The organism is Flavobacterium muglaense (genome assembly GCF_014305155.1).
GTDB lineage: Bacteria > Bacteroidota > Bacteroidia > Flavobacteriales > Flavobacteriaceae > Flavobacterium > Flavobacterium muglaense.
Genome location: NZ_JACRUK010000012.1, coordinates 38,291 through 51,877, shown reverse-complemented (window position 1 = coordinate 51,877; position 13,587 = coordinate 38,291). Strand labels below are relative to the sequence as shown.

Below are 13,587 nucleotides of genomic sequence, written 5' to 3'. Positions count from 1 at the left end.
CTATAAATTTTCTATGAATTTAGTTAATAAATGAACACCATAAGCGGTTGCATGCTTACTTTTTGCAAATTCGTCATCTCCAAACGCGACTCCTGCTACATCAAGATGCGCCCATGCTGTATGCTCTTGCGTAAAAAATTCTAAAAACTTAGCAGCGCTAATAGCACCAGCAACAGGTTTTCCACTGTAATTTTTCACATCGGCAATATCACTGGCTATATCTGATTTGTAAGAATCCCAAAGCGGCAACGGCCACAATCGTTCTCCAACAGCGTCTCCTGCTTCTTGTATTTTTTTCGAAATAGAATCATTATTGGTGAACAAAGCACCACATTCATAACCAAAAGTACCTACACTACTTCCCGTCAGAGTAGCGATATCAACGATATATTCGGGTTTGTAATTTTTAATTAGGTACGATAATCCATCAGCAAGTACTAATCGTCCTTCAGCGTCTGTATCGATAATTTCGATCGAATGACCGCTATAACTTTGAATCACATCACTAGGTAAAAAAGCAGTTTTATCAACAGCATTTTCTGCGCAGGGAACAATTGCAGTAACTTGTACGGGTAGTTGCAGGTCGGCTATTAATTGCATAGCGCCAAAAACCGCGGCACCGCCCGCCATATCACATTTCATATGAACCATTCCTGCCGTCTTAATATTTAAGCCCCCTGTATCAAAGGTGATTCCTTTTCCAACGAGTCCGATATGCTTTAATTTAGCCGAACTCATTTTTGGTGTATAAGTCATAATAACAAATTGCGGTTCATTTTGACTTGCTTTACCAACAGCAAGAAATGCACCTAAACCTTCTACTCTTGCAGCATCTAAGCCCAATACTTTGACCTCAAATCCATACCTATTTCCCTTTTCTTGTGCCCAAGTAGCTAGGTATCTTGGTGTTACGGTATTAGGTGGTAAATCAACTAATGATAAGGTTTCTAATTGCGCTTTTGCAATTTTAATAGCCTTGTTTACAACAGTTGTATACTCTTTATTGGAGCAGATTTTTAAATCGAAATTGGTGTCCAAGAACGGATGCTCCTTTTCATTTTTAAAATGACCTAGATTGTAAGTCCCCAACAATAATCCCGAAACTGCCGCCTCGACTTGATCGTCCCCAAATTCTTCGGGAATATTCAAAACTACTTGATTTTCTAATATAGCTTTTTCCTTTACTGCGATTCTTCTAAAAATAGTTTTTAACGATTTGTAATCAATGGTTTTTCCTAGACCTATGAAAACATAGGTTTTACCTCCATTTACGGCTAAGTAATAACTGTCTTTTTTTCCAGTAAACACTTTAGGCGATATTGCTAAACCATCAAATTCAATTGTTACCGTGTCATTTGTTTTTGTTTCGAATAGGGGAACTAATACCGTTCCTGAAAAATTTTTGATACGATCCACTTTTGATGTTTTCATTTCCTTTTATTTAGTGTTAAAAAATAACCATTCGATTGCCTTCGGGAATTCATCACTCCAGTACAATTCGTTGTGTTTCCCCTCTTTGTTAATACTTAAATTAATTTCCATTTTATCTTTTACAAACTCGCTCGCGATAAGCCGTTCTTTAAAATTTTTAACATGAGAAATCATTGTTTCACTTTCGTCTCTTCCAGCATACAAATAGATCTTTGTGTCCCAATCATTTTGATTTGCCACCTTAATTTTCATATCTGGTTTTACCCATAAGGAAGGAGAAAAAATCATCAACTTGCCATAAATACTAGGATACCGTAAGCCGCTAAAAATACTGATTAATGCTCCCATTGAACTACCTCCAATTCCTGTGTTTTGCCTATCGGTTTTAGTTCGGAAATTAGCATCTACAAAAGGTTTCAATGTTTCGGTTAAAAATTGCATGTACTTTTTTCCTTGTCCTTTTCCAAGAACTGTTTTGCCTACATTGTATTCTCTAATCCGATCTTCTTCGGCATGTTCTATCGCAATGATTATAATTTTGCCCACTTTGTACTCGCTCATTACAGCCAGTTTTTTATCTATTTCCCAATTACCATAGTCGGCCTCTTCGTTGAATAAATTTTGTGCGTCTTGTAAGTACATTACAGGATAACTTTCGGTAGAACTATCATAATCATGAGGCAGTAATGCCCATATTTTTCTCGTTTTGTTGAGCTGCGGAATCTCAAATTCATCCGAAAGGAGCACTACTTGTGGTAAAAAATTAGGTTTAAAAGGCAGCCAATTTTTTCTCCATCGGGCAACATGTTCATTTTGAATACCTGTATGCCTGCCGGTTTCTCTATTTAATGTTCTATTTCCATTTTCGTCAATTTCAACTTCGCTCCAATCTCCCTTAGTAAATTTATAAATCAGCTGTTCAGGATAATTAAAATCATGTGTGAATTTATAATGGTACAAACCGTTTCCAATTTTTTCCATTACAAACGCTTTATCCTGAGTAAGCCAATGGTTAAAATTACCCGCAATATAGACTGGTCGCGCATCATCATCGTCTGTGGTCAATATAATATGTAATCCCGTTTTAATAATGGTCTGTTTTATTGTTTGAGTATCCGTTTGTTGTTCCATATACATATTCTCGTCCGTGGTATTTTTTTTTAAATATAATAAAAAATACAGTGGTTGCTTTACAGATAGGCAGAAAAAAAAGAAAACCCAATAACGAAATCCTTCATTAATGGGTAGTCTACTATTTTTAACCAGAATAAATCTTTATTTCTGACGGCTTTTTAAAACTTTAACCACATCTTCTAATTCAAATCCTTTGGCTTGTAGTAGAATTAAATAGTGAAACAATAAATCAGCACTCTCGCTCAAGAATAAATCATCTTTGTTATCAAGCGCTTCGATAACCACTTCAACTGCTTCCTCGCCTACTTTTTGAGCAATTTTATTCATTCCTAATTTGAATAAAGATGCCACATAACTCTTCTCTGAGTCTGCGTTTTCTCTCCTAGTTTTGATAGTTTGCTCTAAGTTTGATATAAATCCATAATCTGATTTATTCTCTGTTTGCCAACAAGTGTCTGCACCAGTATGACACGTAGGTCCCACTGGTTTTGCTTGAATTAATAAAGTATCACCATCACAGTCATTTTTTATATCTACCAAGTTTAAAAAGTTTCCACTTTCCTCCCCTTTGGTCCAAAGTCTTTGTTTTGAACGACTAAAAAAAGTTACTTTTTGTGTATCAATTGTTTTTTGGTACGCCTCTGCATTCATGTAACCCAACATTAAAACGGCTTTGGTTTCGCTATCTTGTATAATTCCCGGAATTAATCCGTGTGCGCTTTTTGAAAAATCTATGTTCATTTTTTATTATTTAATGATTAAAAGATTCAAATATTGAAAGATTTTCAGATCTGACTTCTTTGCTCTTTTTTCTATGTTTTATAATCGCACTGCGATATTATTATTTCTCAATTCCCGCTTCAACGTCTTGATTTCAATTTCTTTAAAATGGAATACGCTTGCCGCTAATGCTGCATCTGCTTTACCTTCTATAAAACTGTCAACAAAATGTTGCATATTCCCTGCTCCTCCCGAAGCGATTATCGGAATATTAACTAACGTTGATAATTTAGCCAAAGCCGCATTAGCAAAACCGTTCTTTGTTCCGTCATTATCCATCGAGGTAAACAAGATTTCTCCCGCTCCTCTTTCGGCTACTTCCACAGCCCAATCAAATAAATTCAGTTCTGTAGGTACTTTTCCGCCCATTAAATGCACGATCCATTGCCCATCTATTTGTTTAGCATCAATGGCTACAACCACGCATTGGCTTCCAAATTTATTAGCCAAATCATTAATCAACTGCGGATTTTTTATCGCTGATGAATTGATCGAAACTTTATCGGCTCCGTTTTGCAACAACACTTCCACATCGGCTACAGACGAAATTCCTCCACCTACAGTAAACGGAATATTGATGGTAGATGCCACTTCACGAACCAAATTGACTAATGTTTTTCGGCGTTCTTCAGTTGCTGATATGTCTAAAAACACCAATTCGTCAGCCCCTTCATTAGAGTAGATCTTTGCTAATTCCACCGGATCACCCGCATCACGCAAATCTACAAAATTTACGCCTTTTACAGTACGACCATTTTTTATATCTAAACAGGGGATTATTCTTTTTGTTAACATGTTTTATTTTTTTATTTCATTCCGTAGAGACGCACTGCAGTGCGTCTCTACAACATTGCGTCTCTACCCAATGATAAATTGTTCCAATTGTTTCATTGAAATCCTTCCTTCGTAAATCGCTTTTCCAATGATTGTTCCTTCACAACCTAATTCGGCCAATTTAGGTAACTCATCAAAAGTCGAAATTCCACCGGAAGCGATTAATTTAATTCCTTGGGCTTCCCCTAAAATTTTTGCGTACAAGTCAAAACTCGGACCTTCTAACATTCCGTCTTTTGCAATATCAGTACAAATTACATACTGAATTCCCTTGGACTGATACCCTTGAATAAAGGGAACTAAATCTTCATCAGATTCTTCTAACCATCCTGAAACAGCAACTTTTTCGTTATTCGCATCTGCTCCAAGAATGATTTTATCAGCACCATACTCTGCAATCCATTTTTCGAAAATAGTTCTATTTTTTACAGCGATACTACCACCTGTAATTTGGTTTGCACCACTTTCAAAAGCAATTTTCAAATCGGCATCCGACTTTAATCCACCTCCAAAATCGATTTTTAAGCTCGTTTGACTTGCAATTTGTTCTAGTATTTTATAATTGACAATTTTGCTTGACTTCGCTCCGTCAAGATCTACTAAATGCAAATATTCAATTCCGTGTGCTTCAAATTCTTTGGCAACTTCAAGCGGGTTTTCGTTATATATAATTTTGGTATTGTAATCGCCTTTTGATAAGCGAACACATTTTCCGTCAATAATGTCAATGGCAGGTATTATACGCATGATTAGCCCCCTAACCCCCGAAGGGGGAATTCCTATTAGGGGTCAATAGGTTTTTTAATTAATATTTATTTGCGTCTTTTAATATTTCCCTCTTTGGGCACTAAAGCGCTAAAAAATTTCCCAGAATTTTCTCCCCTACGTCACCACTTTTTTCTGGGTGAAATTGGGTTCCGTAAAAATTATTTTTTTGCAATGCCGAAGCATATTCTAGTTCGTAATTTGTAGTAGCAATCGATTCGGCGCAATTAGGAGCATAAAAACTGTGTACCAAATACATGTATTCGTTTTCTGAGATGTCTTTGAGCAAATCCGATTTCAAGTTATAAATCGTGTTCCAACCCATTTGCGGCACTTTAACTTTATTCGAAAATTTAAGTACATCTACGTCAAAAATTCCTAATCCTTTTGTGTTTCCCTCTTCGGTTTTGTTGCACATCAATTGCATTCCTAAGCAAATACCTAATACAGGCTGCGTCAATGTTGGAATCAATGCATCCAAACCACTTGCCAAAAGCATTTTCATTGCTGAACTCGCCTCGCCTACACCCGGAAAAATCACTTTATCCGCTGCTTTTATCTCGGCTGGATCATTACTCAAAACTGCGTTATATCCCAATCTTTCGATAGCAAACATAATGCTTTGAATGTTTCCTGCTCCGTAATTTATTATTACTAGTTTCATTGTTTTTTGTTTCAGGTTTAAAGTTTAAGGTTTAAGGTTCATCACAGAACCTGAAACTTTAAACTTTAAACAAATTTTTACAACATTCCTTTCGTAGATGGCAAAATCATTTTCTCTGTATCGCGTTTTACGGCAACCTTTATCGCTTTGGCGAAAGCCTTAAAAATAGCCTCGATCTTATGATGCTCATTGTCTCCTTCAGCTTTGATGTTGATGTTTGCTTTAGCTCCGTCTGAGAACGATTTAAAGAAATGCAAGAACATCTCTGTTGGCATCTTCCCTACCATTTCACGTTTGAATTCGGTTTCCCAAACCAACCAGTTTCTACCTCCAAAATCAATAGCCACTTGTGCTAAGCAGTCGTCCATTGGTAAACAAAAACCGTATCTTTCAATACCTAGTTTGTTTCCTAACGCTTTTGCAAAAACTTCTCCTAGAGCGATAGCGGTATCCTCAATAGTATGGTGCTCATCAACTTCTAGATCTCCTTTTACCAAAATCTCCAAATCCATTTGCCCGTGACGTGCAATTTGGTCAAGCATGTGATCAAAAAAGGCAATTCCGGTTTCGATTTTGCTTTTCCCTGTACCATCAAGATTCAAGTTAATGTAAATATCAGTTTCATTGGTTTTTCTCGAAATCGTTGCTGAACGTGCTTCAAGTTTTAAGAACTCATAAATCACTTTCCAGTCCATCGATTGCAGGGCTATTGTCTCATCTAGCTCTTCTCTTTTGGCGCTAATCTCTTCACTACCTGCTCCATCAGAATCATTCATAAAAACCGCCTTTGCACCAAGGTTTTTAGCTAGTTCAACATCCGTTAATCGATCACCTAATACAAAAGAGTTAGCCAAATCATACGACGGATTGTCAATATATTTTGTCAACATTCCTGTTCTGGGCTTGCGTGTAGGTGCATTGTCTTCAGGAAATGAGCGATCTACAAAAATATCGTCGAATAAAACTCCTTCATTTTCAAAAGCTCTCAAGATGAAATTTTGCGTTGGCCAAAACGTATCTTCCGGAAAACTATCTGTTCCCAATCCGTCTTGGTTGGTCACCATTACCAATTCATACTCTAATTCCGTGGCAATTTTAGCCAAATACTGAAAAGCTTTTGGATAAAACTCTAATTTTTCCAGGCTGTCTAATTGATATCCTTCTGGTTCCAAAACAATCGTTCCATCACGATCGATAAAAAGTACTTTTTTCATTTTATATAAGCTTTTAGCTGTTAGCTTTTGGCCTTTAGCTAGTTGTGTTTTATTTTTTATTTTGGCGTGTCCCTTCGGGTCGGGCTATTCGTTCCCGCTTTTTTTATCTTGAAAAAACAAGATAAAAAAGAGCTTCACTGCTATCCCTCACGCAATGCTCCATAATTCAAAAACATCAGTATATTTATTTCTTCTTTAATGGCTTGCATTCTTTACAAAAATCAGAAAGTTCCGCAATATCCAACATAACTTGTTGGTGTAAAGTGGCTAATTTATTCTGGGATTTTCCTAGATCTGTTTCTTTTGATGCGTTTGCTAATTTTTCATTCAATTCTCTTTGAAAATCATCATAAATTGGCTTTAAGAAAGATACATTAGATAAAGTCTTCTTATCGTCATAAATCTTTTTTCTTAATTTTCTTGCGTACAATTCTGTTAAATCAAATCCATATTGTGCAAAATTAACTAAGTATTTTGCTGTAGCTTCATCAACTGCAATAATTGACGCCGCTTCTCTATTAAAACTATTACCTACTTTTGAATTAAAATTTTTAGTAAACATAAATTCTACGTTTGACATCATGATAGAAAATTCAAATCCAATAGGCATCATAATATTGTTTATCTGTACACCCCCAATTTGTGTTGATGCTGATTTAAAATCCGATAACTGTAAATTATACTTTCCATCCCAATTAATTTCATTTTGAGAGTAAGTAATTAAATTTATAAAAATGCATAATAAACTAAATAGCTTCTTCATAGAAATAAATATTTTTTATATTAGTTGTAATGCCTCCATCAGCAATTTATTCTCGTCAACAGTTCCAATAGTCAAACGTAACGTATTTTCACAAAGCGGTTGTGTCGTTCTGTTTCTGATTACAATTCCTTTGGCAATTAATTCATTGTATCTTTTTGTAGCATCATCGACTTTTATTAAAACAAAATTAGCTTCAGTAGGATAAATTTTAGATACAAATGAAACTTCATTTAATACTTTAAGTAAATCATCTCTTTGTATTACTATAGAGTCTATTTCGAGTTGTATTTTTTCTTTTTCAGCTAGTCTTTCTAATGCTCTTTGTTGTGTTAACTCATTCACATTATAAGGAGGTTTTATTTTGTTTAAAACCGCGATAATCGCTGCCGAAGCATAACAGATTCCCAAACGAATTCCTGCTAAACCATACGCTTTCGACAAGGTTTGTGTGATAATCAAATTTGGATATTCATCGAGTTCATTCAGCCAGCTTTGCTTTTTCGAGAAATCGATATACGCTTCATCGATAACCAGCAACCCTTTGAAATTTTGCAACAATGTCACGACACTTTCATCACTAAATGAATTTCCTGTTGGATTGTTTGGTGAACAAAGAAAGATCATTTTTGTATTCCCATCCACAGCATCTAGAATGGCGTCAACCTCAGGTTGGAAATCAGTTGAAAGTAAAACTTCTCTATTCTCTACTGCATTGATAATTGCCAAAACACCATACATTCCGTAAGTAGGTGGCAATGTAATTACATTATCTACTTTAGGCTCACAAAAGGCTCTAAATAGCAAATCCAATACTTCATCACTACCGTTTCCTAATAAAACTTGATTCGTATTCAAATTTCTTTGTTTCGCTAAAACGGCTTTCACGCTACTTTGTTGCGGATCTGGATACCTGTTTACGCCATTTTGATACGGATTTTCATTGGCATCCAAAAAAATCATTTGAGCCACATCAAAATCTTTAAATTCATCACGTGCCGATGAATACGGCTTCATGGTTTTTACGTTCTCACGAACTAAATTATTTATATCGAAACTATTTTCCATCTTTAATCGCTTTTAATCGTAATGTCACTGCATTTTTGTGTGCTTGTAAACCTTCAGCTTCCGCCATAATTTCAATAGCGTTTCCAATATTCTGAATTCCTTTTTCAGAAATCTTCTGGAAAGTCATTGATTTTGTAAAACTATCTAAGTTTACACCGCTATAATTCTTAGCATAACCGTTTGTTGGCAAAGTATGATTAGTTCCTGATGCATAATCTCCAGCGCTTTCAGGTGTATAATTCCCAATAAAAACAGATCCTGCATTTTCTATTCCGTTGATGTAAAAATCATCGTTAGCAGTACAAACAATAAAGTGTTCTGGTCCGTATTCGTTGATTAAATCTAACGCAATTGCATCATTTTCGACAAAAATTAATTTGGAGTTGGCGATCGCTTTCTCAGCAATTGCTTTACGTGGTAATTGCTCTAATTGAAGTTGAATTTCTTCTTCAACGGCATCAATCAATTTTTTAGAAGTAGAAACTAAAATCACTTGACTATCCGTTCCGTGTTCTGCTTGAGATAATAAATCCGAAGCTACAAAAGCAGGAACAGCCGCGTCATCAGCAACAACTAACAATTCCGAAGGTCCAGCTGGCATATCAATTGCTACTCCAAACTGTGTTGCTAATTGTTTTGCAACAGTTACGAACTGATTTCCAGGTCCAAAAATCTTATAAACTTTTGGAATTGTTTCGGTTCCAAAAGTCAAACCAGCAATGGCTTGAATTCCGCCTACTTTTAAAATTTTAGTAACTCCACATAAATTGGCAGCATATAAAATTGCTGGATTTATATTTCCTTTTTTGTCTGGTGGTGAACACAATACAATTTCTTTACAACCTGCTATGTTTGCAGGAACTGCCAACATTAAAACTGTTGAAAACAAAGGTGCTGTACCGCCCGGAATGTATAAACCAATTTTTTGGATTGGTCTTTTTTCTTGCCAGCATTGTACACCTTCAACCGTTTCTACTTCAACCTTAGCTGTTTTTTGGGCTGCGTGAAACTTTTCGATATTGCTTTTTGCCAATTGAATCGCGTCTTTCAATTCAGTAGGGACAGCAGCTACCGCGTTTTCAATTTCTTGTTGTGAAACTTCTAAATTTTCAAAGGTCACACCGTCAAAAATCGAAGTGTATTTGGCTACGGCCTCATCTCCTTTTTTCTGAACTTCCTTAAAAATTTCTTTTACTGTTAGTTCGATATCGTCCACCGTTTTAGTAGGGCGCTCTAAAATAGCTGACCAGGTTTCCGGTTTTGGGTTATATATTTTGTTCATGATTTTTAGTTTAAAGTTTAAGGTTTAACGTTAAGCACTGCTTGACAAACTCTAAGTCACTTACAACTTAATTACAGTACCATTTTTTCAATTGGGCAAATCAAAATCCCTTCGGCACCAGCCTCTTTTAATTGATCGATTACATCCCAGAACGTATCCTTATCAATAACAGAGTGCACACTGCTCCAACCTTCTTGTGCCAATGGCAATACGGTTAAACTACGTAATACAGGCAAGATCTTACCTACTTCCTCAATTTTGTTATTTGGCACATTCATCAAAATATACTTTGATCTACGTGCTCTTAAAACCGACTCGATTCTGAATTTTAAGGTGTCGATTAGTTTTTGAACATCTGGAGTTACTTTTGGAGAAACCGCTAAAACGGCTTCACTTTTATAGATGATCTCAACTTCTTTCAAATTGTTTTTGAACAAGGTACTTCCGCTAGAAACGATATCTACAATAGCATCAGCAAGACCTATATTTGGAGCAATCTCTACTGAACCCGAAATTTGGTGAATATCAACATTTACTCCAAAAGAGTTGAAATATTCGATAACTGTATTTGGGTAAGAGGTAGCTATACGTAGACCGTTTAAATCTTGAATCGAATTGTATTCGAATGCTTTAGGAACGGCAACAGAAACTTTACATTTAGAAAACCCTAGTTTTTGAACTACTTGAATTCCTTTCCCTTTTTCGACTAATAAATTATCTCCAACAATAGCTATATCTACTACTCCGTCAATTAAATATTGTGGAATATCTGAATTTCTAAGGTATAAAACTTCAAGAGGAAAGTTAGACGCTTCGGCCTTTAATTGATCAATTCCGTTGTTGATCGAGATTCCGCAATCTTTTAAGATTTGGATACTGTCTTCGTTTAAACGTCCTGATTTTTGAATTGCAATTTTTAATGTACTCATTTTTTTGTTTTTTTTTAAGAGTGATGTCTGAGTACAGTTTGAGGCAATAAAAAACCCGTTTGATGTACTCAAACGGGTTTTTTAATATGATGATTTACATGCATACCATTAACACATCGCTTGAGAGCAATAATGAAAATGATGATGATGTAATTTGTTTGTAAACATGACTTGTTATTTTTTTCTTCTGCAAATATAAAAGCTTTTTTCATTAAAAAGCAATTATTATTTTAACTTAAAGTTACTTTTTTGTTAAATCTAATATTTACACTATTCTTCTTTATCATTGTCAGTTGTAATACTTTCCATATTTGGAGCAGCATTAATAACGTTTTCTCTAATTTCTGTATGACGAATTTCTCCGCCAGAATTACCTACAAATGTAGCAATCACAGTAGATGCTAAGGCTAATAATAGTGTTATCAAGGATACCGCTTTGGCATATTTATGCTTTTTGACATCCGTATAAATGGACAGCACACTAAAAAATGACGTGGCATAAAGTAAAATCGCTAATTTCTCTGCAAGTTCCTCATGCTCGTGAACGATCTGATGTCCTATATTAGGCATGTCTTCCACCAGCTCCTCCGAACCATCACCGGTTGCCATACTTGCAAATGCAAAAATTGCAGCTATTACAAATAAAATATAGCCCGTGTTTTTCACTGTATTATTTTTTAAAACCAATCCTGCAATCAAAATTCCCAAACCAAACATGGATCCTATAATTGGAAAATGATTAACTACTAAGTGCCAATGTGCGTCGTTCATAATTACTATTTAAAATTGTTATTTTTATACTCTTACACCGAAAACATAACCTACTAGTGCGGACAAGCCCATTGCAATTGTACCCCAAATCGTAATTCTTAAAATTGCCTTAGAGATACTTGAACCCCCAGTTTTTGCTGACAATCCACCTAAAAGAATCAGGAATAAAATTGTTGATCCATATAGCCAATATTCCATTCCCTCAATTGGTGCAAAAAGCACTACAATAAGTGGTAAAACTCCACCGATTGTAAACGAAGCTCCTGAAGCAAATGCTGCTTGAATTGGGTTTGCTTGACTAATTTCATTAATACCTAATTCGTCTCTTATATGTGCCGCTAATGCATCTTTTTCAGTAAATTCAATAGCTACTTGCATTGCAGTTTCTTTTTTGAGTCCACGTTTTTCATAAATTTGTGCCAATATATGTAACTCTTCCTCAGGCATTTCTCTAAGTTCTGTTTTTTCTCTTTCAATGTCGGCATTTTCGGTATCTGTCTGAGAACTTACAGAGACATACTCACCAGCTGCCATAGATAAAGCGCCCGCTACGAGACCTGCGACAGTAGCCAGAACAATTGGCTCCCTACTTGTACTTGCAGCCGCAATACCAATTGCTAAACTTGAAATAGAAATGATGCCGTCATTTGCTCCAAGGACGGCTGCTCTCAACCAATTGCTACGATGAATATAGTGGCTGTCTAAATAATTGTCAATTGTTATATTTGACTTTATAGGATCGTTTATCATAAAATTGAACTTATTATATTGTTGTATTTGCTAGATTAAAATCGAAATCTATTTATTAATCCAATCTATTAATCCGTACTAATTTGAAACATCAAAAACTCCTTTAACCAAAATCTTCGACGAAGCATTGATTTTATTATTTGGTATAATTTCAACATAATTATCAGCGTGTTCTCCGATAGTTACTGCTGTTTTTTGGAAGGCGTAACTATTATCTTTATTTTCCTTTAGTAAAAGTACAAAGTTTTTATTGTTTTCAGTGATAAGTGCTTCCACAGGAATAGCCAATCCTTTCTTGGAATCGACAACAATCCCTGCTTCGACAAACATCCCTGTGATCAATTTTTGGGTCATTTTCTCGTCTAAATGTCCGTGAACATTAATCGTACGATCATTTCCTTCGATAGATTTACCAACCAAATGTACTTCGGCGTTAAAAACTTCTTTTGAAGCTTCGGGAACCGTAAATTTAATCTTTTGTCCTTCTTTTACTTTCAAAATGTCTTTTTCAAAAACATTCAATTCTAAATGTAAATGTGATGTTTGAATTATATCAAGAATCACATCGGCAGGCGATACATGCATGCCTACATTCGCATTCATCACTACAATATCACCCGATATAGGTGCATAAATAGTAATGACAGAAGTTAATTTTCCTTTTTCGACATTTGCAGGACTAATATTCAGTAGTACTAATTTAGCTCTTAAACTTTGATACATTCCTTTGGCCCTGCGATACTCGCTCTCTGCTTTTAAATAATTCTTTTGAGAAGTTATTTTTTCATCGAATAAGGTTTTCTGGCGCTCGTATTCTGATTTTAAATAGTTGATTTGCTCGGCTACGTCCAAATATTCTTTTTGAATATCTAAAAATTCTGTATTTTCCAAAGTAAGCAATGCTTGTCCTTTGGTAACTTTATCTCCAACCAAAAGTGTTGTTGACTTCACATAACCTCCTATAAAAGAAGTTATTTGCGCCCTATTTTGTGGTGGTACATCAATCTTTCCCGAAGTTTTTACCGTTACATCAAAATCTTGTTCAACCGCTGAAGCGATTTGCATGGCACCTGATTGGAATTGCGCGGCAGTAACTCGTATTAAATCATCATTTTTTTCTGGCGCTTCTTCCGTTTTCGTTTCTTTGCACGAAACAATAAGTAAGGAAAGGGATAGTATATATAATATTTTTTTCATTGTAAGTA

The 13,587-nt window shown here is 35.4% G+C and carries 14 protein-coding genes; all 14 read right to left on the bottom strand.

Going from position 1 to position 13,587, the window contains the following annotated elements; all coding sequences use genetic code 11:
• Entirely contained in the window at positions 1 to 1,431 is a 1,431-nt protein-coding gene (locus H8R24_RS07165) for a leucyl aminopeptidase family protein (RefSeq protein WP_187017872.1), read from the bottom strand.
• Positions 1,432 to 1,437: 6 nt separating this feature from the next.
• Positions 1,438 to 2,562 carry an alpha/beta hydrolase gene (locus H8R24_RS07160; RefSeq protein ID WP_187017873.1) on the bottom strand — a complete coding sequence of 375 codons (1,125 nt, stop codon included), beginning with the start codon at positions 2,560 to 2,562 and terminating at the stop codon, positions 1,438 to 1,440.
• A 144-nt stretch (positions 2,563 to 2,706) separates the two neighbouring features.
• On the bottom strand, positions 2,707 to 3,306 hold the full coding sequence (gene hisIE / locus H8R24_RS07155; protein WP_187017874.1) for a bifunctional phosphoribosyl-AMP cyclohydrolase/phosphoribosyl-ATP diphosphatase HisIE: 600 nt from the start codon (positions 3,304 to 3,306) through the stop codon (positions 2,707 to 2,709).
• Between the two features lie 78 nt (positions 3,307 to 3,384).
• Complete coding sequence (gene hisF, locus H8R24_RS07150; RefSeq protein ID WP_187017875.1) at positions 3,385 to 4,140, bottom strand: imidazole glycerol phosphate synthase subunit HisF; 756 nt, start codon at positions 4,138 to 4,140, stop codon at positions 3,385 to 3,387.
• 63 nt (positions 4,141 to 4,203) lie between these two features.
• Positions 4,204 to 4,926, bottom strand: a complete 723-nt coding sequence (gene hisA, locus H8R24_RS07145) for a 1-(5-phosphoribosyl)-5-[(5-phosphoribosylamino)methylideneamino]imidazole-4-carboxamide isomerase (RefSeq protein WP_187017876.1) — start codon at positions 4,924 to 4,926, stop codon at positions 4,204 to 4,206.
• 100 nt (positions 4,927 to 5,026) lie between these two features.
• The gene (gene hisH, locus H8R24_RS07140) at positions 5,027 to 5,608 is read right to left on the bottom strand and encodes an imidazole glycerol phosphate synthase subunit HisH (protein ID WP_187017877.1); all 582 of its coding nucleotides are present in this window, start codon (positions 5,606 to 5,608) and stop codon (positions 5,027 to 5,029) included.
• A gap of 77 nt (positions 5,609 to 5,685) precedes the next feature.
• On the bottom strand, positions 5,686 to 6,822 hold the full coding sequence (gene hisB, locus H8R24_RS07135; RefSeq protein WP_187017878.1) for a bifunctional histidinol-phosphatase/imidazoleglycerol-phosphate dehydratase HisB: 1,137 nt from the start codon (positions 6,820 to 6,822) through the stop codon (positions 5,686 to 5,688).
• A 184-nt stretch (positions 6,823 to 7,006) separates the two neighbouring features.
• Positions 7,007 to 7,585, bottom strand: coding sequence for a hypothetical protein (locus tag H8R24_RS07130; protein WP_187017879.1), 579 nt, complete (start codon positions 7,583 to 7,585; stop codon positions 7,007 to 7,009).
• Positions 7,586 to 7,600: 15 nt separating this feature from the next.
• Positions 7,601 to 8,650: a histidinol-phosphate transaminase gene (gene hisC / locus H8R24_RS07125; protein WP_187017880.1), complete on the bottom strand. Its 1,050-nt coding sequence runs from the start codon at positions 8,648 to 8,650 to the stop codon at positions 7,601 to 7,603.
• Positions 8,640 to 9,932, bottom strand: a complete 1,293-nt coding sequence (hisD, locus tag H8R24_RS07120; RefSeq protein WP_187017881.1) for a histidinol dehydrogenase — start codon at positions 9,930 to 9,932, stop codon at positions 8,640 to 8,642. The genes hisC and hisD overlap by 11 nt, the downstream gene beginning before the upstream one ends.
• Before the next feature lie 71 nt (positions 9,933 to 10,003).
• The gene (gene hisG / locus H8R24_RS07115; RefSeq protein WP_187017882.1) at positions 10,004 to 10,861 is read right to left on the bottom strand and encodes an ATP phosphoribosyltransferase; all 858 of its coding nucleotides are present in this window, start codon (positions 10,859 to 10,861) and stop codon (positions 10,004 to 10,006) included.
• 270 nt (positions 10,862 to 11,131) lie between these two features.
• Positions 11,132 to 11,632 (bottom strand): hypothetical protein, encoded by a 501-nt coding sequence (locus H8R24_RS07110; protein ID WP_187017883.1) that lies wholly within the window; start codon positions 11,630 to 11,632, stop codon positions 11,132 to 11,134.
• Between the two features lie 24 nt (positions 11,633 to 11,656).
• The gene (locus tag H8R24_RS07105; protein WP_187017884.1) at positions 11,657 to 12,382 is read right to left on the bottom strand and encodes a VIT1/CCC1 transporter family protein; all 726 of its coding nucleotides are present in this window, start codon (positions 12,380 to 12,382) and stop codon (positions 11,657 to 11,659) included.
• Positions 12,383 to 12,460: 78 nt separating this feature from the next.
• Positions 12,461 to 13,579 (bottom strand): efflux RND transporter periplasmic adaptor subunit, encoded by a 1,119-nt coding sequence (locus tag H8R24_RS07100; RefSeq protein WP_187017885.1) that lies wholly within the window; start codon positions 13,577 to 13,579, stop codon positions 12,461 to 12,463.
• Positions 13,580 to 13,587 lie beyond the last annotated feature (8 nt).